General features: G+C 61.7%; 22 protein-coding genes. 6 read left to right on the top strand and 16 right to left on the bottom strand.

The window, feature by feature from the left end:
- Nucleotides 1–40: 40 nt before the first annotated feature.
- The 7 genes from LIX93_RS28120 to efeU all read right to left on the bottom strand — a co-directional run bounded on the left by LIX93_RS28120 (nt 41) and on the right by efeU (nt 7,300).
- Nucleotides 41–820, bottom strand: coding sequence for a TSUP family transporter (locus LIX93_RS28120; RefSeq protein WP_226507294.1), 780 nt, complete (start codon nt 818–820; stop codon nt 41–43).
- A gap of 128 nt (nt 821–948) precedes the next feature.
- Nucleotides 949–1,716, bottom strand: coding sequence for an SDR family oxidoreductase (locus tag LIX93_RS28115; RefSeq protein WP_226507293.1), 768 nt, complete (start codon nt 1,714–1,716; stop codon nt 949–951).
- Between the two features lie 86 nt (nt 1,717–1,802).
- Nucleotides 1,803–2,870, bottom strand: a complete 1,068-nt coding sequence (locus tag LIX93_RS28110) for a phosphotransferase family protein (protein ID WP_226507292.1) — start codon at nt 2,868–2,870, stop codon at nt 1,803–1,805.
- 204 nt (nt 2,871–3,074) lie between these two features.
- Nucleotides 3,075–3,902 (bottom strand): iron uptake system protein EfeO, encoded by an 828-nt coding sequence (gene efeO / locus LIX93_RS28105; protein WP_226507291.1) that lies wholly within the window; start codon nt 3,900–3,902, stop codon nt 3,075–3,077.
- 27 nt (nt 3,903–3,929) lie between these two features.
- Complete coding sequence (gene efeB / locus LIX93_RS28100; RefSeq protein WP_226507290.1) at nt 3,930–5,231, bottom strand: iron uptake transporter deferrochelatase/peroxidase subunit; 1,302 nt, start codon at nt 5,229–5,231, stop codon at nt 3,930–3,932.
- A gap of 18 nt (nt 5,232–5,249) precedes the next feature.
- Nucleotides 5,250–6,443, bottom strand: a complete 1,194-nt coding sequence (gene efeO, locus LIX93_RS28095; protein ID WP_226507289.1) for an iron uptake system protein EfeO — start codon at nt 6,441–6,443, stop codon at nt 5,250–5,252.
- 8 nt (nt 6,444–6,451) lie between these two features.
- Nucleotides 6,452–7,300, bottom strand: coding sequence for an iron uptake transporter permease EfeU (gene efeU, locus LIX93_RS28090; RefSeq protein WP_226507348.1), 849 nt, complete (start codon nt 7,298–7,300; stop codon nt 6,452–6,454).
- Nucleotides 7,301–7,587: 287 nt separating this feature from the next.
- Between efeU and LIX93_RS28085 the strand changes: the two genes are divergently transcribed.
- Together LIX93_RS28085 and LIX93_RS28080 are read left to right on the top strand one after the other, a co-directional pair.
- A complete protein-coding gene (locus LIX93_RS28085) occupies nt 7,588–7,992 on the top strand; it encodes a TraR/DksA C4-type zinc finger protein (RefSeq protein ID WP_226507288.1) in 405 nt (134 codons plus the stop codon).
- A gap of 335 nt (nt 7,993–8,327) precedes the next feature.
- Nucleotides 8,328–8,585 carry a hypothetical protein gene (locus LIX93_RS28080; protein WP_226507287.1) on the top strand — a complete coding sequence of 86 codons (258 nt, stop codon included), beginning with the start codon at nt 8,328–8,330 and terminating at the stop codon, nt 8,583–8,585.
- 42 nt (nt 8,586–8,627) lie between these two features.
- On the opposite strand, the gene LIX93_RS28075 is transcribed toward LIX93_RS28080, so the two are convergent.
- Both LIX93_RS28075 and LIX93_RS28070 read right to left on the bottom strand, forming a co-directional pair.
- Nucleotides 8,628–8,870 (bottom strand): DUF2789 domain-containing protein, encoded by a 243-nt coding sequence (locus LIX93_RS28075; RefSeq protein ID WP_226507286.1) that lies wholly within the window; start codon nt 8,868–8,870, stop codon nt 8,628–8,630.
- 66 nt (nt 8,871–8,936) lie between these two features.
- Nucleotides 8,937–9,215, bottom strand: coding sequence for a hypothetical protein (locus LIX93_RS28070; protein WP_226507285.1), 279 nt, complete (start codon nt 9,213–9,215; stop codon nt 8,937–8,939).
- A gap of 349 nt (nt 9,216–9,564) precedes the next feature.
- On the opposite strand from LIX93_RS28070, the gene LIX93_RS28065 reads away from it, so the two are divergent.
- Together LIX93_RS28065 and LIX93_RS28060 are read left to right on the top strand one after the other, a co-directional pair.
- Entirely contained in the window at nt 9,565–10,032 is a 468-nt protein-coding gene (locus LIX93_RS28065; protein ID WP_226507284.1) for a hypothetical protein, read from the top strand.
- A 109-nt stretch (nt 10,033–10,141) separates the two neighbouring features.
- On the top strand, nt 10,142–11,149 hold the full coding sequence (locus LIX93_RS28060) for an ABC transporter substrate-binding protein (RefSeq protein WP_226507283.1): 1,008 nt from the start codon (nt 10,142–10,144) through the stop codon (nt 11,147–11,149).
- A 3-nt stretch (nt 11,150–11,152) separates the two neighbouring features.
- Here the strand turns inward: LIX93_RS28060 and LIX93_RS28055 are convergent, their stop codons facing one another.
- Genes LIX93_RS28055 through LIX93_RS28030 form a run of 6 tightly spaced genes read right to left on the bottom strand, consistent with a single transcriptional unit; the run spans nt 11,153 to nt 17,231 of the window.
- Entirely contained in the window at nt 11,153–11,521 is a 369-nt protein-coding gene (locus LIX93_RS28055; RefSeq protein WP_226507282.1) for a Na+/H+ antiporter subunit G, read from the bottom strand.
- Nucleotides 11,518–11,796 carry a K+/H+ antiporter subunit F gene (locus tag LIX93_RS28050; RefSeq protein WP_226507281.1) on the bottom strand — a complete coding sequence of 93 codons (279 nt, stop codon included), beginning with the start codon at nt 11,794–11,796 and terminating at the stop codon, nt 11,518–11,520. The genes LIX93_RS28055 and LIX93_RS28050 overlap by 4 nt, the downstream gene beginning before the upstream one ends.
- Entirely contained in the window at nt 11,793–12,281 is a 489-nt protein-coding gene (locus LIX93_RS28045; RefSeq protein WP_226507280.1) for a Na+/H+ antiporter subunit E, read from the bottom strand. Before LIX93_RS28045 ends, LIX93_RS28050 begins: the two co-directional genes overlap by 4 nt.
- Nucleotides 12,278–13,972 carry a monovalent cation/H+ antiporter subunit D gene (locus LIX93_RS28040; protein ID WP_226507279.1) on the bottom strand — a complete coding sequence of 565 codons (1,695 nt, stop codon included), beginning with the start codon at nt 13,970–13,972 and terminating at the stop codon, nt 12,278–12,280. Before LIX93_RS28040 ends, LIX93_RS28045 begins: the two co-directional genes overlap by 4 nt.
- On the bottom strand, nt 13,969–14,313 hold the full coding sequence (locus LIX93_RS28035; protein ID WP_226507278.1) for a Na+/H+ antiporter subunit C: 345 nt from the start codon (nt 14,311–14,313) through the stop codon (nt 13,969–13,971). Before LIX93_RS28035 ends, LIX93_RS28040 begins: the two co-directional genes overlap by 4 nt.
- Nucleotides 14,313–17,231 carry a monovalent cation/H+ antiporter subunit A gene (locus tag LIX93_RS28030; RefSeq protein WP_226507277.1) on the bottom strand — a complete coding sequence of 973 codons (2,919 nt, stop codon included), beginning with the start codon at nt 17,229–17,231 and terminating at the stop codon, nt 14,313–14,315. The genes LIX93_RS28035 and LIX93_RS28030 overlap by 1 nt, the downstream gene beginning before the upstream one ends.
- Before the next feature lie 276 nt (nt 17,232–17,507).
- Here LIX93_RS28030 and LIX93_RS28025 point away from each other — a divergent pair, with 276 nt between their 5' ends.
- Nucleotides 17,508–18,074, top strand: coding sequence for an XRE family transcriptional regulator (locus LIX93_RS28025; RefSeq protein ID WP_226507347.1), 567 nt, complete (start codon nt 17,508–17,510; stop codon nt 18,072–18,074).
- Between the two features lie 283 nt (nt 18,075–18,357).
- Nucleotides 18,358–20,166 (top strand): aminopeptidase P family protein, encoded by a 1,809-nt coding sequence (locus tag LIX93_RS28020; RefSeq protein WP_226507276.1) that lies wholly within the window; start codon nt 18,358–18,360, stop codon nt 20,164–20,166.
- A gap of 14 nt (nt 20,167–20,180) precedes the next feature.
- Here the strand turns inward: LIX93_RS28020 and rhtA are convergent, their stop codons facing one another.
- Nucleotides 20,181–21,068 (bottom strand): threonine/homoserine exporter RhtA, encoded by an 888-nt coding sequence (gene rhtA / locus LIX93_RS28015; protein WP_226507275.1) that lies wholly within the window; start codon nt 21,066–21,068, stop codon nt 20,181–20,183.
- Between the last annotated feature and the right edge of the window lie 511 nt (nt 21,069–21,579).

Raw genomic sequence — 21,579 nt, 5'->3', positions numbered from 1 at the left:
GCTATGAGGGGGACACCATGCCCCCGGTTCAAGCTGGTATTCACGCCTGGCCGAACCAGTGCTGCCAGGCCAGGCGCACGGTCAGTGCCAGCACCACGCTGATGAACACCGGCCGAATGAACTTGGCCCCGCCGCCGATGGCCGTGCGTGCGCCGAAGAACGCGCCGATCATCACGCAGGTGCCCATGCACAGGCCGATCAACCAGTCCACCTGGCCGTTGATGACGAACACCATGAGTGCCGCAGCGTTACTGACGAAGTTCATGCTGCGCGCCACACCGCTGGCCTTGACCAGGTCGATCGGATAGAGCAAGAGCGTGCTCACCGTCCAGAACGCGCCAGTCCCCGGCCCGGCGACGCCGTCATAGAAACCCAGTGTGAAGCCCTGCGGCGATTGCCATTTTTTGCGGATCGGTACGTCGACGTCCAGCGGCGCCTTGGGCGTGCCGCCGAACAGCAGGTACAGGCCGCACCCGAAGACGATCACCGGGAGCATCTTGTTCAGCCATTCGGCAGGCAGGTAATGGGCGACCACAGCGCCGACCAGCGCGCCGATGGCGGTGCAGATCAGGGCGTGGGTCCATTGCCGCGGATGGAACAGCTTGCGCCGGTAGAAGGTGAAACCGGCGGTGGCCGAGCCGAAGGTCGAACTGAGCTTGTTGGTGCCCAGTACCAGGTGCGGCGGCAGGCCGGCGGTGAGCAACGCCGGGGTGGTCAGCAGACCGCCGCCGCCGGCGATGGCATCGATGAATCCGGCCACGAAGGCTACAACCGCGAGTATCCCGAGGGTGGTAAGGCTGACGCTGAGTTCGAAGGGCATGGAAGGCAACTTGCTGGGCAGGGATGCGGCGCCAATGGTGCACCGCGAAAGCCGGCATTGTACCTAGGGATTCAGGGGCGATCCATGCTGGTGAGGGTCGGGTGGTTTTATGTTGCCAGGGCGGGATCTCAAGCCAGAAACCCGCCATCCACATTGATCGCCGTACCCGTGGTATAGCTCGACGCATCGCTGGCCAGGTACAACACCGCCCCGGCCATCTCTTCGGGCTGGGCTACCCGCTTGAGCGGGATCTGCACCATGGCCGTCTTGAGGATCGCCTCGTTATTGACCAGCGCCGAGGCGAAACGCGTGTCGGTGATCCCGGGCAGCAGTGCATTGCAGCGGATCCCCAGGGGCGCGCACTCCTTGGCGAATACCTTGGTCATGTTGATCACCGCCGCCTTGGTGATCGAATACACCCCCTGGAAATGCCCCGGCGTGACCCCGTTGATCGACGCCACGTTGATGATGCTGCCGCCGCCATGCCCGCGCATCAGCTTGCCAGCCGCCACCGACATGAAGAAGTAGCCACGGATATTCACGTCCAGCGTCTTCTGGAACGCCGCCAGGTCAGTATCGAGCACATGGCCGAATTGCGGATTGGTCGCGGCGTTGTTGACCAGGATATCCAGGCGCCCGAACTGCTCGGCCACTGCCGCGAACACTGCCTCGATCTGCGTCATCTCGCCGATATGACAGGCCATGGCCGTGGCCTTGCCTCCGTCGGCAACGATCGCATCCGCGACCGCCTGGCAGCCTTCCAGCTTGCGGCTCGAGACGATCACATGGGCGCCTTGCCGGGCCAGCAGGCGCGCGATGGCTTCACCAATACCGCGGCTGGCGCCGGAAACGAAAGCGATCTTGCCGTCGAGGTCGAACAGGGTGGTCTTGGTCACTGGCGTTGTCCTTGGAAGGTGAAGGGGGGGGCGGCCCGTGCCTGCAGCCATCGGCTTGGCGGCGAGCGGGCTGGAGGCTGCGGTGCTCAGAGCCGCGATTGCTCGATGACCTGCAGGCCCATCTGTTCGAGCAAACCATTCATGTGGATGAACGAAGCAAAGCGCGGATCGGCGGTCTGCCCGTGATAGAAACGAAAGTAGATCTGCTGGATGATCCCGGCCAGACGGAACAGACCATAGACCCGATAGAAGTCCATGTTACTCACCCCGATGCCCGCGCGTTGTGCGTAGTACGCCACGAATGCCTCGCGGCTGAGCATGCCCGGGGCGTCGCTGGGCTGGCGCCGCATCCCTTGCAGGGGCGCGGGATCGTCAGCTTCGATCCAGTAGGCCAGCGAGTTGCCCAGGTCCATGAGCGGGTCACCCAGGGTGGCCAGCTCCCAGTCCAACACGCCGATGATGCGCAGCGGGTCGGCCGGGTCGAGGATGACATTGTCGAAGCGGTAATCGTTGTGCAGCAGGCTGACGCGGCCGCTGTCTGGCGGCTGTTTGTCGCGCAGCCAGGACTTGACGGTGTTCCATGCCGGCGCGTCCGGGGTGCGGGCCTGATCGTAGCGCTCGCTCCAGCCGCCCACCTGACGCTGCACGTATCCCACGGGCTTGCCAAGGTCGCCCAGGCCACAGGCGACATAGTCGACGTGGTGCAGCTCCACCAGCCGATCGATAAAGCTCTCGCACAGGCGGCGAGTGCTCGACGGATCGAAGTTCAGCGCTTCGGGCAGATCGGTGCGCAGGATGATGCCTTCGACCCGCTCCATCACATAGAACTCGGCCCCGATGACGGCTTCATCCGTGCAATGCAGCAGGGCCTGCGGGCAATAGGCAAACGCCGGGCGCAGCGCGTTGAGGATGCGGAATTCGCGGCCCATGTCATGGGCACTGCGGGCCTTGTGGCCGAAGGGGGAGCGCCTGAGCACCAGCTCGCGCTGCGGGTACTGGAGCAGGTAGGTGAGGTTGGAGGCGCCCCCGGGAAACTGGCGGATGTTCGGGGTGCCCTGCAGGTCGGGCAGGTGGGCCTTGAGCCAGGGGTCGATACGCGTGCCGTCGAGGGCTTCGCCCGGGCGTACATCGGTGGCGGTGTCCGTGAGTGCCATGGCGTTACCTTCGTTTCAGTGTCGAGCTGAAGGCTAATCTAGTGCGCGGGCAGGGAGGGGGCAAGCGGGGCGGGCTGTTATCAGTGAGGGTGTTGCGGGTGGATCAGTGAATTTGATCCCAGGAGCATCGATGAACCAGTGGGAGCGGGCTCTGGCCGCAAAGAACTTCGCGGGCAGAGACCGCTCCCACCGTGTTGGTCAGCCTTAGTTCAGGCCCAGCTTGCCGCGCAGGGTCGACAGGTCTTCAGCCAAGGTGTTGACCGGACCGATGAGGGCCTTGCGATCAGCTTCCTTGACCTTGTCATAAGTCTCGTAGCCGCCGTCCTTGGTCTTGTACTTGGCCAGGATCTTGTCGACCGTGGCGAAGTTCTTGTCGACCTTGGCAATGAAGGCCTTGTCGGTCTTCTCGACTTGTGGACGGAACAGATCGACGATTTTCTTCGCGCCGTCGACGTTGCCCTGGAAGTCATACAGGTCGGTATGGCTGTAACGGTCTTCTTCGCCGGACACTTTGGTGGCCGCGACTTCTTCCATCAGCGCAGCAGCGCCGCCAACGACTTTCTCAGGCGGGAAGGTCAGGCCAGCGATGCGGGTCTGCAGGTCCTTGACGTCCTTGAGCAGGCCGGCGGTCAGCTCTTTGGTGCCATCGGTGGTCTTCTTGTCCCAGAGCAGGTATTCCAGGCGGTGGAAGCCGGTGAAGTCCTCAGCGTCGACGCCTTTTTCGTGGTCGTCTACGCGTGAGTCGATCGAACCGTCCAGGTCGCTGAACAGTTCGGCAATCGGCTCGATCGATTCATAGTGCACACGAGTGGTGGGGTACAGTTTCTTGGCGGTCGCGATGTCGCCCTTGTTGATGGCGTCGGTGAAGGCCTGAGTCTGGGTAACCAGTTGGTCGACTTGCTCGGTCACGTAAATCTTGTAGTCGGAGATCGGTGCGACCAGATCCAGCGTCGCCGGAGCGGCGGCGAATGCCGAGAACGGCGTGCTCAGCATACCCAGGGTCATCAACAGCGCCAGCGGTGTCTTTTTCATGGAAGTTCTCATACGCAATATTAAGGGTCAGGCCACGGTTTTTGTATGCGAAGCAGCAAGCAGCGACTGACCGATGAAGTCCTTGTCGCCTTTCACGCCGGGCAGAGTGAAGAAGTACCCGCCACCGGTCGGCTTGAGGTACTCCTCCAGGGGCTCGCCGTTAAGGCGGGTCTGCACGGTGATGAATCCTTTTTCCAGGTCAGCCTGGTAGCAGATGAACAGCAGCCCCATGTCGAGCTGGCCATTCTTGTTGACGCCGTTGGAATAGTTGAACGGGCGGCGCAGGATCAGGTTGGCCTGCGATTGCGGCGTGCGCGGATTGGCCAGGCGGATGTGCGCGTCGAGCTTGGTGATCTTGCCTTCCGGGTCCTTGGCGTAGTCGGGGACGTCGGTCTCGACCTTGCCGTCCATGGGCGCGCCGGTGGGCTTCTTGCGCCCGAAGATGCTTTCCTGCTCCTGCAGCGGGGTGCGGTCCCAGCGCTCGACCAGGTTGCGAATGATCCGCACCACCTGGTAGCTGCCGTTGGCGGCCCAGGCCGGCTCGTCGCTGTCCGGTTGCACCCAGACCAGGGCGTTCATGGCTTTGGCGTCGTTGGAGTCGGGGTTGGCCGAGCCGTCGCGGAAACCCAGGAAATTGCGCGCGCTCTCCGGCGGTTGGCCGGGTTTGAGCGGCGGTTGCGCCGGCACGGTGCCTTCTTGCTTCCAGCGCACGAACAACAGGTCAGGCAGGTTCTTGATCACGTCACGCAGGGCGTGGATGTTGGTGTCGGCGCTGTTGGAGCAGAACTGCAGAGAGATATCGCCGTGGCAGCAGGCGGCCTCGAGGCCGTCGTTGGGGAAACCGACCATCTGGCTCAGGCGTTTGGGCTTGACCGCAGCCAGGCCGAAACGCTCGTCGAACAGCGAATTGCCTACCGAGACGGTGATGGTCAGGTTGTCCGGAGTGACCACCGGGCCGAGGATGCCGGAGTCCGGCGGCGGCAGCTTGGGGTCGATCTCGGCAACCGGGCCGCCTTTCATCAGGAAGCGGATACGCTCGTCGAGGGTGCGGAACAGGCGCTCCAGGTCCTCGCGGTCCTGGGCCAGCACGTCGAAAGACACCATCATGCCGGCAGTCGGGCGCGGGGTGACGATGCCGGACTGATGCACGCCTTCATAGGCGTGCGCGTCGGCGGTCTTGTCGCTGTGCGGCGCTTCGGTGACCTTGGCTTCAGCGGCCATGGCCGGGCAGGTCAGTGCACTGCCGGCCAAGGCAGCACCGGCAGCGCCGAGGCCCATGAGGACCTTGCGGCGTTGCAGCGAATGTGGCGCGTTGTCTGAGTCTTTCATCGAATATCGTCTACGTGGTTACTGGCCGGTCAGGCCGAGGGCAGGAGAAATTCCGTCCAATGCGTCAGCCAGGGCCTTGGCGCGGTCGGCGATCTGCTTGCGCTGCGAGGCATCGACCTTGTCGTACGAGATATAGGCGTCGTGGTCCTTGAAGCCGTTGAGTTGCACGTCGAGGTCGTTGGCGGCGGTATCGATGCTGGCCAGTACTTGCGGGCCGGACTTGGTCAGCAGTGGGCGCAGCAAGTCGACAACCTTGCGGGTGCCTTCCAGGTTGGCGGCAAAACCGTTGAGGTCGCTGTGGCTGTAACGCTCTTCTTCGCCGTTGCTGCGGGTCTCGGCGAGGCTGCGAATGTTGCGCGAAATGATGGTGATCAACTGCTCCGGCGGCAGTTGCTGGGCCAGCAGTTCCTGCTTCATGCGAGTAACGTCGGCCAGCAGTTTTTTCGCGACCGGCGTCAGGCCATCGACGCTGTTCTTGGCGAACAGGCCGTACTCCAGACGGTGGAAGCCGCCAAAACCTGGGTCCTGCTCGCGTTTTTCGTAATAGTCGGCGCGGGCTTCGATGGCGTTGTTCAATTCGGCCATGCGCTGTGCGGCAGGGGCGATGTGCTGATATATGGTACGCGCGGGTACGTACAGCGCTTGTGCCTGGGCCAGGTCGCCCAGCGCGATGGCGGCATTGAGGGCATCCACGGCCTGGATCAGCGCGCTGCCCTGCATGCTCAGGTACACGCGGTACTCGGACAGCGGGCCGACGAAATTGACCAGCGATGGCTTGGCCTTGGCCTGGGCATCGGATTCTGCCGTCGCGGTGACGTGCAGCGTGCCACGCGGGTTGCTCAGCAGGCCGCAGGTGATGGCGTAGTCGCCAGGCTGCAGGTTGGCGTTGATGATCGAGCTCAGGCCGGGCACGATGTTTTCACGCTCTTCGACCACCAGCACGCCGTCGAGGATCTCCCATTCCACTGCACGGTCCGAGGCGTTGACTATCTTGAAGCGGGCCTTGCCGGCCGGCAGCGTCAGCGAGTTCGGTTCGCAGCTCTTCGGGTGGATGGTAACGGTGATCTCACCTTCGCTATTGGCCGCGCGTTTGCTCGAGGCAGACTTCGAGGCGTAATAGAACAGGCCGCCGGCAGCGATCATGAGGATTACCGAACCGGCCACCGCCACGCGAATCAGGCGCGGTGGCAGAGGGGATGCTGGGTTGGACATGGAAGGCCTTATTGATGCGAAACAGAAGGTTTATTGGCTGGGGCTGCGGCACGATTGGGCACCGGCATGAAAAACAGCACCAGCGCCACGATCATGAAAATCAAGTAGGCGCCGAGCACGCTCACGGTCGGTGCATCCTGATATCCGAACATGCCGGCCAGGACCGAGCCCACCGGGCCATCCATCGGCAGTATGGCGCTGATGTCGAAGACTACGTCCTGCAGGGAGTTCCAGACACCGGCCTCGTGCAGCGAGCGCACCGAGTTGGAGAGAATGCCGCCCGCGACGAATAGAATGAACAGGCTGGTCCAGCGGAAGAACGCGCCGAGGTTCAGGCGCATGCTGCCGTTGTATAGCGCGAGGCCGACGATCACCGCGCAAATAAGGCCTAACAGCGCGCCCAGAGGCGCCGAGGCGCCGGTGCTCTGCTGGAACACGGCGAGCAGGAAAAACACCGTTTCGAGGCCTTCACGGGCTACCGAGAAGAACACCATGCCAATCAGCGCATAGACCTGGTTCTGCGAACCGGCCAGCGCCTGATCGAGGGAGGCGTGCAGCGAATGCTTGATCGAGCGGGACACCTTGCGCATCCAGGTGACCATGGTGCAGAGGAACACCACCGCGACAATACCGATCACGCTTTCGAAAAGCTCTTGCTGGCGCTGCGGGAATTCCGCACTGACCAGCTCCAGGCCGCCGCCTACCAGCAGCGACAGGGCCACGGCAAGAAAGACCCCGACCCATACGGCGGGCATCCATTGGCCGCGACCGGTCTGCTTGAGATAGCTGGCGATGATGCCAACGACCAAGGCAGCTTCAATACCTTCGCGCAGCATGATTAAGAACGGAACGAGCATCGAACACCGGCAGATAGGAATAAGGATGCTAACTTGTAACATAATGAGACTCATTATTGAACACTCGCCCGCATTTTTCATCAGCGAACGGCCGCCTTTGCTGCTCCTGAAGGGGTTATTGGTCAATTGGGCCTTCAACCCTATTGCTGCGCAGGTGAAGCCGCCTTAGACTGCCGCCCCTCATAAATGAGTGCCGGCTGGCGCTTGGAGATTGCCGCATGCCGAGGGCACGCCCCCGACATGCACCACGATTCGCCTGAATGCACGTATTTTTTATAGAGAAATCAATGACAAAGGAAAAGTTGCTGGCCATGCCGGCGGATGACTACATGAACGCCGAGCAGCACGCTTTCTTCGTCGAGCTGTTGCAGGGCATGAAGATCGAGACCCACGAGCGTATCGAGCAGAATCGTGTAGCTATCGAAAGCCTGGACACGCCAGCCGATCCTGCCGATGCCGCTTCGGTGGAAGAAGAGCGTACCTGGCTGGTCAATGCGATTGACCGCGATCAGCGTATGCTGCCGCAGCTGGAAATGGCCCTGGGCCGTATTGCCGATGACAGTTTTGGCTGGTGCGACGACAGCGGCGAGGCCATCGGCCTCAAGCGCCTGCTGATCAGCCCGACCACCAAGTACTGCATCGAGGCTCAAGAGCGTCACGAGCAGATCGATCGGCACCAGCGTCAGGCCTGAGGCCGCGCTTGACCACCGCTGAGATCGTCGAGCGGAGTGGACACCCCCTGTCCTCTCCCAGCTCGTCGGCGCGCTGCGAATGCCGTTGCCTCGATGCAGGCAACGGTAGATAATGGCCATATGATGGCTTGGCGCTGATCAAAGTCGCTCAATCCAACACCGATCCTGCCGATAACCTTTCAAGTCCATCGGCTATGCGCCGGGCATCACGTGCTTGCACAGCTATTGTTGCGTAAGCGGTAATGCTGCTGTGCCGCAAGTTGCTGTTTGCGCAGGGAATATCTCTCTACCATGGACGTATCGTTAGCTGGCTATGAAATCTCGGGAGGGAGGTCATGCAGTGCAAGATCGATATTGCCGTGATGATCGGCAGCGGGGTCCCTCAGGCCCTGCGCAATCAAGGTCACAAGGTCTGCTGGGTGGTGCTCGTCAATGGCGAGCAGCGGGGAACTGCGTTTGGCAGCCGCGCCGAGGCAGAAGAGTGCCGCGGCGCCTGGCGGACCATGTTCGGCCTGCTTGAAAGCATCGAGGAACAGGCCGCCGTCGACGGTGAACTCGAGGACATCGGGGTGGGCACCGCGCTGAAGCGGTAGTCGCTTCGATACGTTGGGCCACCGAACCGAGCGGTATGGGCGTTACTGCTGCGGGGTTTCGTGCAATCGTACATTGAGTTCATCGACCGTCATTGCCCAGTCGGCATCTTCACGCAGTTGCTCCTTCAAAAAAGCTGCCTGTGCGGGTGACCAGAAATCGGCATCGACCAGCTTCACATCGGCGCTCAGTTGATGGGTGGCAATGAAATCGTCGATGCTCGCCGGGTCGCTGTCCAAGGCAAGTTGCTCGAACAGGGTACCCAGATCGTTGTTTTGCAATTCCATGTCGACTCCTCGGCAGGCTGTGCCGCAGATGGTTGATTGTTTCGCTGTTGGGAGATTGGAACGACGCTAGGCGCCAGAGTTCGAACGAATACGCATCTGTCCGTCCGTTCCACCGGTCTCTAGCTGTCGGGCCAGTGCGCAGGCGTCCGCATGGTGGCGGCGGTAGCCGATGACGCGGTTGGTGGCGGTCTCGACGACGTGATAGAACGCCTTGCCGGCGGGAATCACTCGATATATTGGCAGCACCGCCGCAGGGCTCTTGGCCACCACTGGATATTGGGCGTAATGTGCGCTGGGTGAGCTCTGGGCCGAGGCTTGACGGGGGTTTTTGTTGGTGTCTGGCATGGTTGTGCGCACTCCATATTCACGCTGGGCAATCGGATAGGTAGGGCCGCCAGGCATGGGCGGCGACCGAGGGGCTATCTATCTCATGTTTTTCAGGTGCTGAATGTCGGAAAATTCTTTTCTACTTGCAGTATTCTGCCGAAAATTCTGACAGAGGCTTCGAAGCGCTGTAGGAAAAATCCTCGGCATTGGGTTTTATGTCGAGACGTTGCACTGGCGGTTATCAAACGGTCATTTCATTTAATCTTCATGGGTTGGCCCTTGTGGTCAGTTGTGTGCTCCGTGGCGTGTGAACCGGCCATCCGGCCGTGTCCGCAAACAACGGTTTTTCATCTGGGGAGACCTTTCATTGGCAGTAAGTAATCTGGATATGCACGCCCTTTTCGTACTGGGCGATTTGCGCGCTAAGTTGGTCAAGCAGTTTCAATCGCGTTTTGTCTATGTCACCGAGCAGACCGCCGAAGGCCTTTACATGGCCGAGATCGATACGCAAACCGCTTTGGTGGTTGATGACAAACAGCGCCTTGAACTCAAAGTAGGCGATCACTTCCGCGCGGCCGTACTGCCAAGCCGCGAAGGCGGCAAGTTCGAGATCAAGTTCCGCGAGATCAAGCTGACCGTCTATGGCCTGGGCGAATACGCCTTCGTCGATACCGCCGAGGGCCATGGCATCGTGTTCAAGGAAGGGCAGACCGTGGTGATGGTTTTCGCCGCGCACGAGCAGCTGCAAGTCGGCCTGGCCAAGACGCTCAAGGCGGCGTCGAGCAAGGCGGCCAAGTGGCGCAAGGGCGAATTGACGTTCAAGCCCAGCGAGTGATTGCGCGCAGGCCACAGGGACTACCGAACGCAAAGCTCGCGTGCCCGAAGGAACCTCGTCTACAGTCTGTTGACTGAATGAAGCCCCCCGAGATTCGAGGAAGACGAGCATGAAAGGACTACGCACGCTGTTGGCCGCTGCGCTGATCGCCCTGACAACTCAAGCACCAGTGCAGGCTGCAGCCACGCCCGTGCATTTCGCTGACCTGAATTGGGAGAGCGGCAGCCTGATCACCGAGATCCTGCGGGTCATCGTCGAGAAGGGCTACGAACTGCCGACCGATACCTTGCCGGGCACCACCATCACCCTGGAAACGGCCCTGGCGAAAAACGACATTCAGGTCATCGGCGAGGAATGGGCCGGCCGCAGCCCGGTGTGGGTCAAAGCTGAGGCCGATGGCAAGGTCAAGGGCCTGGGCGATATCGTCACCGGCGCCACCGAAGGCTGGTGGGTGCCGGAGTATGTGGTCAAGGGTGACGCTTCTCGAGGCATCAAGCCTTTAGCGCCGGACCTTAAGAGTGTCAGCGATCTGCCGCGCTACAAGGACGTGTTCAAGGACCCGGAAGCGCCCGACAAGGGACGGTTTCTCAACAGCCCGATCGGCTGGACCTCGGAAGTGGTCAACGCGCAGAAACTCAAGGCCTATGGCTTGACCGACAGCTACACCAATTTCCGTAGCGGTTCGGGTGCAGCCCTGGATGCGGAGATCGCTTCATCGATCAAGCGCGGCAAGCCGGTGCTGTTCTACTATTGGTCGCCGACACCGTTGCTTGGCCGCTTCAAGCTGATTCAGCTTGAAGAGCCGGCATTCGACGCTGAGGCTTGGAAGACCCTCACTGACGCCGACAATCCCAATCCCAAGCCGACTCGGTCATTGGCATCCAAACTGTCGATCGGCGTGTCGGTGCCTTTCGAGCAGCAGTACCCGCAGATCGCTGCGGCGTTCACCAAGGTACAGATCCCCATCGACCCGCTGAACCAGGCACTGGCAGATATGAGCGAGCATCATCGCCAGCCGCGCGAGGCAGCTGAGAGCTTCATGCGTGAGCAGCCCAAGTTGTGGCGTGCCTGGTTACCCGCCGATGTCGCCGACAAAGTGGCGGCGGCGCTCAAGTAGCATTCAGGCGCCGCCGGACGAATCGCGGCTGCTGATCTCCGCTGGTACGGCGTCCTTGGCCATGCGCTTGCGAAACAGCGCGGCCCTGGCCAGCAGCAGGGTAGTGATCGGCATGGTGATCGCCAGCAGGATCGGAATCAGCAACGCGTGCAATACGAGGCTGTGCTTGAGCGCCGAAAAATACAGGATCGAGGCAATGGCCACGCACCAGACTCCCAGTGTCGAGGCCAGCGCCGGAGGGTGCATGCGTTGAAAGAAGTCCTTGAGGCGCAGCAGGCCCAGCGCGCCGCTGAGCGCGAACAGGCTGCTGGCGACCAGCAAGACGCAGATGAGTACTTCGATCCACATCGGCAACAGGTGGGTGTCGGTCATTCGATCACTTCTCCGCGCAGCAGGAATTTGGCCAGGGCGAACGAGCCGACAAAGCCGAACAGCGCGATCAGCAGGGCAGCTTCGAAGTAGGTGTCACTGGCATAGCGAATCCCCAATACCAGCATCATCAACATGGCGAGGATGTACAGGTAGTCGAGGGCGAGGACCCGATCCTGTGCCGAGGGCCCGCGAAACAGCCGGATCAGCGTCAGCAGCATGGCCAGGGCGAAGATGCACAGGCTCGTCAGGATGGCATTATCGAGCAGCGGGCTCATTGGAAGATCTCCATCAGCGGGCGTTCGTAAGTAGCCTTGAAATGGGCGATGAAACGCGCCTCGTCGTCCAGATCGAAGACATGTATCAGCAGCAGGCTGCGGTCCAGCGCCAGCTCGGACCAGACGGTGCCTGGAATGACCGTGCAGACGATCGACAGCGTTGCCAGCCCGGCGGGATCGCGCAGGTCCAGGGGCACCTTGACGAACGCCGAGCGCGGCGCACGTTGGTCGAGGCTCCAGACTTGCCAGCCGACCTGCAGATTGGAGGCCACAAGGTCGATTCCCACTCGCCCCAGCAGGCGTAGTACTGTCAATGGTCGGCGAATATGCGGATGGGACGGACGCAGCGGCGCCATCAGCAGGGGGGCGAGAACACCGAACAACACCCCCAGCAACACCTGGCCTGCACTGAACGAGAGGTTCAGCAGCAGCCATAACAGCAGCAAGGCGACGGACAGCAGGGGCGCGGGGAACAGGCGCTTCATGGCGTTTCTCCCAGGGGGGGCGGCATGGGTGCCAAGATCTGGTCTGAGAGTGGGCCTGGTCGGGCCTTGCGCGCCAATACGGCTTCGACATAGCGAGACGAATTTGCGAGCTCGGCGGCGGTGTCCTGGGTGTAGCGCAGCAGCGGCTCGGCCTTGAACGTCATCGCAATCGATAGCGCCAGCAGGATGACGATGGGAATGCATTCGTTGCGCCGCAACAGCGGCGAGGGGCGATCCTGGGGCGTCCAGAATCGCTGGATGGCGACCCGGGTCAGGCCCATCAGTGAGGCCAGTCCCGATATCACCAGCAAGGCGATGAAGATCCAGCCTTCGCTGGACAATGCCACACCCGGTGCTTGCAGGCCATGGGGGTTGAACAACGCGCTGATCAGGTTCAGCTTGCCGATGAACCCGGACAAGGGCGGCATGCCGACGATCAGCAATACGCACGCAATGAAACTCAGGCCCAGAAACGCCATGGTCCAGGGGATGACCTGACCGACCACGGCTTTTTGCTCGTCGTCCAGATTGATACCCTTGGGCGGGTGCAGGGATTCCAGGGCACGGGGCAGGGCGTCGCTGTCGTCTTCAAGCGCGATATCGTTGGCCGAGCGCGAGCGCTCGATCAGTTCAGCCAGCAGAAACAGTGCGCACAGGGCCAGGGTCGAGCTCACCAGATAGAACAGCGCCGCCCCTGTGAGTCTCTGCTCACCGAAGCCTATGGCGGCGAGCAGGGTGCCGGCCGAGACCAGGATGCTCAGGCTGGCCATGCGCTCCAGGCGTTGTGCCGCGAGGATCGACAGCGCTGCGCAGGCAATGGTGGCCAAGCCGCCGATGATCAACCATTCGCCACCGAAGTGCGCGGAGGCGCCGGCCTCATCGGAAAACAGCAGTGTCCATAGTCGCAACACCGTGTACAGGCCGACCTTGGTCATGATTGCGAACAAGGCGGCCACCGGCGCACTGGCGCTTGAATAGGCGGGCACCAGCCAGAAATTCAGCGGCCACATGCCAGCCTTGGCGAGAAACGCCGTGGCCAGAATCGCCGCGCCCGCGTGCAGTAGCCCGCGATCGGCGGCAGCCACCTGAGGGATCTTGATCGCCAGGTCTGCCATGTTCAGGGTGCCGGTGACACCGTAGATCATCGCCGCGCCGATCAAAAACAACGACGACGCCAGCAGGTTGATCGCTATGTAATGCATGCCGGCCGACACCCTGGCGCGCCCCGAGCCATGCAGCATCAGCCCGTATGATGCTGCCAGCAGCACTTCGAAAAACACGAACAGGTTGAACAGATCACCGGTCAGGAAGGCGCCATACAACCCCATCAACTGGATCTGGAACATGGCATGAAAACTCGCGCCCGCCCGATCCCAGCGTGCCATGGCGAAGAGCAGCGCGCAGCTGGCGATGATCCCGGTCAGGACCATCATCAACGCGGCCAGCCGGTCGGCGACCAGCACGATGCCGAAGGGCGCTTCCCAGTTGCCGGGCAGATAGACGCCGATCGAGCTGCTGCCCTGTTGTACCTGCAGCATCAACAGTACGGCGGTGAGCAGGCCTGCGACGGTCGACAGCAGGTTGATCTGCGCCTTCAGGGGGCGGTGTTTTTCCCCGAGCAGCAACATCACCGCTGCCGTCAGCAACGGCAGCAGAACAGGCACGATGATCAGGGTTGGCATCAAGCTCATTCCTGGGGCTCCCGACCGTCGACATGGTCAGTGCCGGTCAGGCCCCGGGAGGCCAGCAGCACGACGAGGAACAGCGCGGTCATGGCGAAGCTGATGACGATGGCGGTGAGCACCAAGGCCTGCGGCAGCGGGTCGGTGTAGTGCAGCAGGTCCTGCGGGACGCCGTCCTTGACGATCGGCTCGCGGCCGATGAACAGGCTGCCCATGCTGAAAATGAACAGGTTGACCCCGTAGGACAGCAGGCACAGGCCCATGACCACCTGGAAGGTCCGTGGGCGCAGGATCAGCCAAACGCCGGACGCGGACAGGACGCCAATGGCGATTGCGATGACTTCTTCCATCAGGCGGCTCCTTTTGGTGCAACGGAACGCGGCAGGCTCGACGGACGATGACTGCGCACCGACTGGTGCGCCAGGGCGGTAAGAATCAGCAGCGTCGAGCCGACCACCACGGTATACACGCCAATGTCGAAGAACAGCGCGCTGGCCACGTGCAGGTCACCCAGCAGCGGTAGATGCAGGTGGGCGGTGTGGGTGGTCAGGAACGGATAGCCGAAATACAGCGAGCCTGCACCCGTCGCCGTCGCGCAGAGCAGCCCGGTGCCGAGCCAGCGCAAAGGGCGCAGGCTCATGCGCGCTTCGACCCACTGCGTTCCTGCCACCATGTATTGCAGAATGAATGCTACCGACATCACCAGCCCGGCAACGAACCCGCCGCCGGGCTGGTTGTGTCCGCGCATGAACAGGTACATGGAAATCACCAGCGCCACGGGCAGCAGCAGGCGCACCAGCAGCGCCGGCACCATCATGAAACCCAGTGCGGTGTCGCTGGCGCTGCGCGGGTTGATCAGGTCGGTGACTACGTCGGGCGCCAGCAGCCGCTGTTGCGCGGGCAACTGCATGCTCTCCCTGGGCGGGCGGAAGCGTCGCAGCAGGGCGAAGACCACCAGCGAGACCACCGCCAGTACGGTGATTTCCCCCAGCGTGTCGAGGCCGCGGAAGTCCACCAGCATGACGTTCACCACATTGGTGCCGCCGCCTTCCGGGAGGGCCCGGCGCAGATAGAAAGACGAGATATGATTCGGCGTCGGGCGGGTCAGCATGGCATACGACAACAGCGCCATGCCGCCACCCGCCAGACCTGCCAGCAGCAGGTCGCGGACTCGGCGCACACGCGCCTTGCCTCGTTGCGCCGGAGTCGGCAGGACGGTTTCGATACGGCGCGGCAGCCAGCGCAGGCCCAGTAGGATCAGCACGGTGGTGACCACCTCGACCACCAGTTGAGTCAGCGCCAGATCAGGGGCGGAAAACCATACGAAGGTGACGCAGGTCATCAGGCCGCAGACACTGACCATGGTCAACGCCGCCAGCCGGTGATACTTGGCTTGCCAGGCAGCGCCCAGGGCGCAGGCGATCGCGCTCAGCCAGAGGGCGACGAAAACGCCGGAGCCCGGGATTTTCGGCCGATCGCCCCAGCTCAGTCCGCTCTCGAGCATCGGCAAGAATGCGGCGAGCAGGGCCACGGCCACCAGCATGAACAGTTGCGTTTGCAGGCGGCGGGTGCTGATGCGTCGCTCCAGCCGCCGCGCGCCACGCATCAGGCTGACCAGCAAGCGCTCGAAGAGCCGTTTGCCGCTCAGTCGGCCAATCAAGGGAGCGCCTTCAAGGCGACCGTGCTTGAATGGTTTGTGCAACAGCAGGTAGATCAGGATACCCGTCGTCATGGCGATCAGGCTCATGATCATCGGCGCATTCAGCCCATGCCAGATGGCCAGGCTGTACTCGGGCAAGCTGCCACCCACCACCGGTTGCGCTGCGGCTGCCAAGATCGCGCCCACCGACAGGGCGGGCAGTACGCCGACCACCAGGCAGGCCAGTACCAGCAGTTCTACCGGTACACGCATCCAGCGTGGCGGTTCGTGGGGTGTGTGCGGCAGGTCAGTGGCCGGCGGGCCGAAAAACACATCGACGGTAAAGCGCAGGGAGTACACCACGCTGAAGGTACCCGCCAGGGTGGCGATCACCGGCAGGGCGTATTCGACCCAGGCAGTGGCGCTGATGAACACGGTTTCGGCGAAGAACATCTCTTTGGACAGGAAACCGTTCATCAACGGCACCCCGGCCATGGCGGCGCTGGCGACCATGGCCAGGGTCGCGGTGAACGGCATCAGGCGGAACAGCCCGCTAAGGCGACGGATATCGCGCGTCCCGCTTTCGTGGTCGATGATGCCCGCAGCCATGAACAGCGAGGCCTTGAAGGTGGCATGGTTGAGGATATGAAACACCGCCGCCACGGCTGCCAGTGGGCTGTTGAGGCCCAGCAGCAGGGTGATCAGCCCGAGATGGCTGATGGTGGAGTAAGCGAGCAAGCCTTTGAGGTCGGTCTGGAACATCGCGCAATAAGCGCCGAGCAACAGCGTGCAGGCACCGGCCCCGCCGACCATCCAGAACCACTGCTCGCTGCCCGACAGCGCCGGCCACAGCCGAGCGAGCAGAAACACCCCGGCCTTGACCATGGTCGCCGAGTGCAGGTAGGCCGAAACCGGGGTTGGCGCCGCCATCGCGTGGGGCAGCCAGAAATGGAAGGGGAATTGCGCGCTCTTGCTCAAGGCGCCCAGCAGCACCAGCGTCAGCATCACGGGATAGAGGTGGCTGGCGCGGATCTGCTCGCCGGCAGCAAGTACCGGATCCAGGTCGTAGCTGCCGACGATGTGCCCTAGCAGCAAGGCGCCCACCAGCAGGCAAAGGCCGCCGGCGCCGGTGACGGTCAAGGCCATGTAGGCGCCGCGCCGGGCATCGCTGCGATGGTGCCAGTAGCCGATCAACAGGAACGAGAACAGGCTGGTCAGTTCCCAGAAGAACACGATCTGGATCAGGTTGCCGGAAATCACCAGGCCCAGCATGGCGCCCATGAACGCCAGGAAGAAAGCAAAAAAACGCGGCACCGGATCCTGCGGCGACATGTAGTAGCGGGCGTAGATCGACACCAGCGTACCGATGCCCAGCACCAGCAGCGAGAACAGCCAGGCGAAGCCGTCCAGGCGCAGCACCAGATTGATCCCCAGGCTCGGCAGCCAGGCGAACTCTTCGCGGATCACCCCGCCATTGGCAATCTGCGGATACCACAGTGCCACCTGCACCGTGCCGATCAAGGCAATCAGCCCGGCGAGCAAGGATTCGGCATTACGTGCGTTGTGTGGCAGCAAGGCCGCCACGCAGCTGCCCAGGAAGGGCAAAAGCAGTAGAACTATCAAAGACATAGATTTCATCTGCAAAGGGATGCCAGCGATCATACGTGGCAGGGGGCTGATCACCAACTCGTCGAGGCCGTAAACGAGGCATCGAGCCGGTTCATCTCTTGGGTTTTGTATAACAAGGTTTTACAAAGAACGATTCATTACCACCATAGCTGGCGCGTGAAGATTGCGAGGCGGTGTTCGATGACGATTTCGCTGCTCAAACCGAGCATGGGCTGCCTTGCTCTGGGTGTGGGGCGCACCGCACAATGCGCCTTAGCCGCCGCCAACAGCGAGAACATTGTGCCCAGCGATCCCCAGCCCCGCACCTCGGTGCTCCAGCACGTCAGCCAGAATCTGCGCCGTTTGCGCAACGGTGCGGGGCTCAGCCAGGCTGCGCTGGCAGAAAAATCCGGGGTCAGTCGGCGAATGCTGGTAGCGCTCGAAGCAGGCGAAAAGAACGTCAGCCTCACTACCCTGGATCGTCTCGCCGATGCCTTGGGTGTTGCCTTCAGTGACTTGATCCAAGCGTTCGAGGCCCGTGATCCAAGCCGTATCGAAGAGCTTGCCTGGATCGGCGAGCGTTCTGGCAGCCGCGGTGTGCTGTTGGCCAGCGCCCTGGCGCGGCGCGAAGTGGAATTGTGGGAATGGCGCCTCGAACCGGGCGAGTGCTACGCCAGCGAGGCCAATGCCGATGGCTGGAGCGAGCAGGTGTTCGTGTTCGAGGGCGCGCTCCAGCTCGAACTGGCAGATCGGGTTCACGCACTGCAGGCCGGCGACTTCCATATGTTCGCGAGCAATGTCGCCCATGCCTACCGCAATGTCGGCAGCCAAGCGGTGCGCTTCATCCGCAACGTGGTCATTTAGCCGAGCGTGGTGCCACTAGCGGTCGATAACCACTATCACGGCAGATGATTTTTTCAGTGGCCGACGTAACGGTAGCCTGTGCGCAATCCGTCAGACTTCTGATCTTACTTCCAGGCGCAGGGAGGCCCGCATGCCGCTTTCACTCTTATTGGTCATTTTCTTCACCATCGCTTTGCTGACCGGCTAGTCACCGGCGCAACGGTTGCTCAAGCATCGAGCCTGCTTCATGATCGACGGCCTGGCCCTTTATAACGGCGGCACGCCGTGGTCGCAGGAGATCTTTATGAGCACAACCTCTGCAAACGACGCCCAGGTGCCCGCGCGCCTGGCCCAGGTCCGTGAAGTCATGGCGGGCCAAGGCGTCAGCGCCCTGCTGGTACCATCGGCAGACCCTCATCTTTCCGAATACCTGCCGCGCTACTGGCAGGGGCGACGCTGGCTGTCCGGCTTTCATGGCTCAGTCGGCACCTTGGTCGTCACCGCTGATTTTGCCGGGCTCTGGGTCGACAGCCGTTACTGGGAGCAGGCCGAAAAGGAACTCGCCGGTACCGGTATCGCCTTGATGAAGCTCATGAGTGGTCAACCTGGCGCACTGGAGTGGCTGCCTGAAAACGTGGCGCAAGGTGCGACGGTGGCAGTCGATGGTGCGGTCATGGCCCTGGCGTCGGCACGCAGTCTCAACGACAAACTGGCCGCGCGTGGCGCTTCGTTGCGTACCGATCTCGATCTGCTGAGCGAGGTATGGATCGATCGGCCCGCATTGCCAGTCGCCGACGTTTTCGAGCACGCGCCACCCTTCGCCAGTGAAGATCGTCAGCTGCGTCTGTCGCGCTTGCGTGAGGCACTGCGAGATAAAGGTGCCGACTGGCACTTCCTTGCCACCCTGGATGACATCGCCTGGCTGTTCAATCTGCGTGGCGCCGACGTTTCCTACAACCCGGTGTTCCTGGCGTTCGCGCTGGTGGGGGAGGGGGTGGCACGGTTGTATGTGGCTGCCGGGAAAATCGCCGAGCCGCTGCGGGCCAGATTGCTGGAGCAGGGCGTGGAGGTTCGCGATTACGCCCAGATCAGTGCCGACCTGGAGGCGGTCCCTGCCCAGGCCAGTGTCCTGCTCGATCCGGCCAAGGTCACGGTGGGCCTGACCCGCCACTTGCAAGCCAGTGTGCGGTTGATCGAAGGCATCAACCCGACCACCCTGTTCAAGTCGCGCAAAAACGAAGCGGATGCTGCCCACGTGCGCCAGGCAATGGAGCAGGACGGCGCGGCCCTTTGCGAGTTTTTCAGCTGGCTGGAATCGGCATTGGGGCAGCAGACCATCACTGAAGTCACCATCGATGAACAGCTGACAGCTGCACGTACTCGTCGTCCTGACTATGTCTGTGCGAGCTTCGCCACTATTGCGGCCTTCAATGCCAATGGCGCGATGCCGCACTACCGCGCCACGGCGGCATCCCATGCCACGCTTGAAGGCGACGGTTTATTGCTGATCGATTCCGGTGGCCAGTATCTAGGGGGCACTACCGATATTACGCGGATGGTGCCGATCGGCTCACCCACTGAGGCACAACGCCGCGATTGCACGCGCGTGCTAAAAGGCATGATCGCGTTATCACGGGCGCGGTTTCCGCGGGGCATCGCTTCGCCATTACTGGATGCCATCGCTCGCGCGCCGCTATGGGCCGACAATGTCGATTACGGCCACGGCACGGGTCATGGCGTCGGGTATTTCCTCAATGTTCATGAGGGGCCGCAGGTTATCGCCTATCAGGCTGCGCCTGGGCCGCAGACCGCCATGCAGCAGGGCATGATCACCTCGGTGGAGCCGGGCACCTATCGACCCGGCCAATGGGGCGTGCGTATCGAGAATCTGGTGTTGACCCAGGAAGCCGGGAAAAGTGAGTTCGGTGATTTTCTGCGGTTTGAAACCCTGACCCTGTGCCCGATCGACACGCGTTGCCTCTTGCGTGACGAGTTGTCCAGGGAAGAGCGACTGTGGCTCGATGACTATCATGCCGAAGTCCGCCAGCGTCTGGCGCCTTTGTTGTCCGGGCCAGCGCTGGAGTGGATGAAGGCGCGGACCGAGCGCTTTTAAGGGCAGGGTGCTGGTCAGTCGGCTGCCAGCGTGGCGGCCGGCTCTTTTTGCGAGGTAAGGGTAGTGCCTGCCGAGGCCACGATGATGGCGATGATCGCCAGCCATTGGGTCAGTGTCAGCACCTCACTGAGGAACAGGAAACCTGCCAGCGCGCCCGCCACCGGTTCGATACTCATAAGAATGCTGAAGGTGCGAGCCGGCATTCGGGTCAGGGCAATCATCTCCAGGGTATAGGGAACGGCGGTCGACAGGATCGCGACGCCAATGGCGATGGGTAGCAACGACAGGTTGAGCAGTGCGGAACCGGCATGGGCAATGCCTACCGGCACCACGAAGACGGCTGCAACTACTACGCCGAGTACGGCGCCTTGCACGCCGTGGTCATCCCCGGCTTTTTTTCCGAAGATGATATAGGCCGCCCAGCAGGCGCCAGCGCCCAGAGCATAGATCATGCCCACCGGATCGAGGCTAGTGGGCGAGTCCATTGCCGGCATCAGCAGGACTAGGCCGATGACCGCCAGGGCAATCCAGACGAAATCGATGGCGCGGCGTGAGGCGAATAATGCCACTGCCAGCGGCCCGGTAAACTCGAGCGCCACTGCAATTCCTAGCGGTACGGTGCGGATGGCCAGGTAATAAAGAAGGTTCATGAAGCCGAGCGCCATTCCGTAGAACAGGATGTTGCGCAGGCTTTGCGGTGTCCAGTTACTGCGCCATGGTTTGAAGATCGCCACCAGGATGATGCTGGAAAAGATCAGCCGCAAGGCCGTGGCCCCTTGGGCGCCTACCACCGGGAACAACTCTTTGGCCAGGGAAGCACCGGATTGAATAGTGGCCATGGCGATCAGCAGCAAGCCTATGGGGTAGAGCGTGGAGGTGAGGTTACGACTTGTTGTTGTCATGGGGACTGGTGCTTATATAGGAGGCATTGGGCAGGCTTGAGCCGACTATAATGCTCAAGCTTTGCTGGATGGGCAATATAGTGCGCACTGGAGAGATGCAAGCCGCAACTAAAGGCGGCCCCGGTGTGCTTTTCTTGTGGCTTGAAGCTTGCTGCGTTCAACTCTTTAAGAAAGTGGTTGACGGGGGTTTCAATCTGTCTATAATTCGCCCCACTTCCGGCGCAGTCGGAACTTGAAACTCCTTTTTAATCAACGAGTTACAGGTTCAGGGTGGCGAGGTAAGGTTTCGATCAGTTCTTAAATGAACGATTCGAAAGCGGTGAAAAAGGTGGTTGACAGCGGTTTGAAACGCTGTAGAATTCGCCTCCCGCTAACGAGAGATCGAAGCGAGTCAAGTGTTTGAAGTTGTTCAGGTTTCTAGCGAAACACTTCAAAATAAACGCTTGACAGGATGTGAGGCTAGCGTAGAATGCGCGCCTCGGTTGAGACGAAAGAATCAACCCACCGCTCT

This window comes from Pseudomonas sp. MWU16-30317, assembly GCF_020515695.1.
Taxonomy (GTDB): Bacteria; Pseudomonadota; Gammaproteobacteria; order Pseudomonadales; family Pseudomonadaceae; genus Aquipseudomonas.
Note: the sequence above shows the minus strand (reverse complement) of the source record. Positions and strands in the feature narration are given on the sequence as shown.

What these genes read in the sequence shown, in the direction of transcription:
- LIX93_RS28120 (WP_226507294.1), bottom strand. Translation starts at nt 820, where the DNA reads ATGCCCTTCGAACTCAGCGTCAGCCTTACCACCCTCGGGATACTCGCG.
- LIX93_RS28060 (WP_226507283.1), top strand. Translation starts at nt 10,142, where the DNA reads ATGAAAGGACTACGCACGCTGTTGGCCGCTGCGCTGATCGCCCTGACA.
- rhtA (WP_226507275.1), bottom strand. Translation starts at nt 21,068, where the DNA reads ATGACAACAACAAGTCGTAACCTCACCTCCACGCTCTACCCCATAGGC.
- LIX93_RS28050 (WP_226507281.1), bottom strand. Translation starts at nt 11,796, where the DNA reads ATGAGCCCGCTGCTCGATAATGCCATCCTGACGAGCCTGTGCATCTTC.
- efeB (WP_226507290.1), bottom strand. Translation starts at nt 5,231, where the DNA reads ATGAAAGACTCAGACAACGCGCCACATTCGCTGCAACGCCGCAAGGTC.
- efeO (WP_226507289.1), bottom strand. Translation starts at nt 6,443, where the DNA reads ATGTCCAACCCAGCATCCCCTCTGCCACCGCGCCTGATTCGCGTGGCG.
- LIX93_RS28085 (WP_226507288.1), top strand. Translation starts at nt 7,588, where the DNA reads ATGACAAAGGAAAAGTTGCTGGCCATGCCGGCGGATGACTACATGAAC.
- LIX93_RS28020 (WP_226507276.1), top strand. Translation starts at nt 18,358, where the DNA reads ATGAGCACAACCTCTGCAAACGACGCCCAGGTGCCCGCGCGCCTGGCC.
- LIX93_RS28045 (WP_226507280.1), bottom strand. Translation starts at nt 12,281, where the DNA reads ATGAAGCGCCTGTTCCCCGCGCCCCTGCTGTCCGTCGCCTTGCTGCTG.
- LIX93_RS28070 (WP_226507285.1), bottom strand. Translation starts at nt 9,215, where the DNA reads ATGCCAGACACCAACAAAAACCCCCGTCAAGCCTCGGCCCAGAGCTCA.
- efeU (WP_226507348.1), bottom strand. Translation starts at nt 7,300, where the DNA reads ATGCTCGTTCCGTTCTTAATCATGCTGCGCGAAGGTATTGAAGCTGCC.
- LIX93_RS28110 (WP_226507292.1), bottom strand. Translation starts at nt 2,870, where the DNA reads ATGGCACTCACGGACACCGCCACCGATGTACGCCCGGGCGAAGCCCTC.
- LIX93_RS28075 (WP_226507286.1), bottom strand. Translation starts at nt 8,870, where the DNA reads ATGGAATTGCAAAACAACGATCTGGGTACCCTGTTCGAGCAACTTGCC.
- LIX93_RS28035 (WP_226507278.1), bottom strand. Translation starts at nt 14,313, where the DNA reads ATGGAAGAAGTCATCGCAATCGCCATTGGCGTCCTGTCCGCGTCCGGC.
- LIX93_RS28080 (WP_226507287.1), top strand. Translation starts at nt 8,328, where the DNA reads ATGCAGTGCAAGATCGATATTGCCGTGATGATCGGCAGCGGGGTCCCT.
- LIX93_RS28040 (WP_226507279.1), bottom strand. Translation starts at nt 13,972, where the DNA reads ATGAGCTTGATGCCAACCCTGATCATCGTGCCTGTTCTGCTGCCGTTG.
- LIX93_RS28055 (WP_226507282.1), bottom strand. Translation starts at nt 11,521, where the DNA reads ATGACCGACACCCACCTGTTGCCGATGTGGATCGAAGTACTCATCTGC.
- LIX93_RS28030 (WP_226507277.1), bottom strand. Translation starts at nt 17,231, where the DNA reads ATGTCTTTGATAGTTCTACTGCTTTTGCCCTTCCTGGGCAGCTGCGTG.
- efeO (WP_226507291.1), bottom strand. Translation starts at nt 3,902, where the DNA reads ATGAAAAAGACACCGCTGGCGCTGTTGATGACCCTGGGTATGCTGAGC.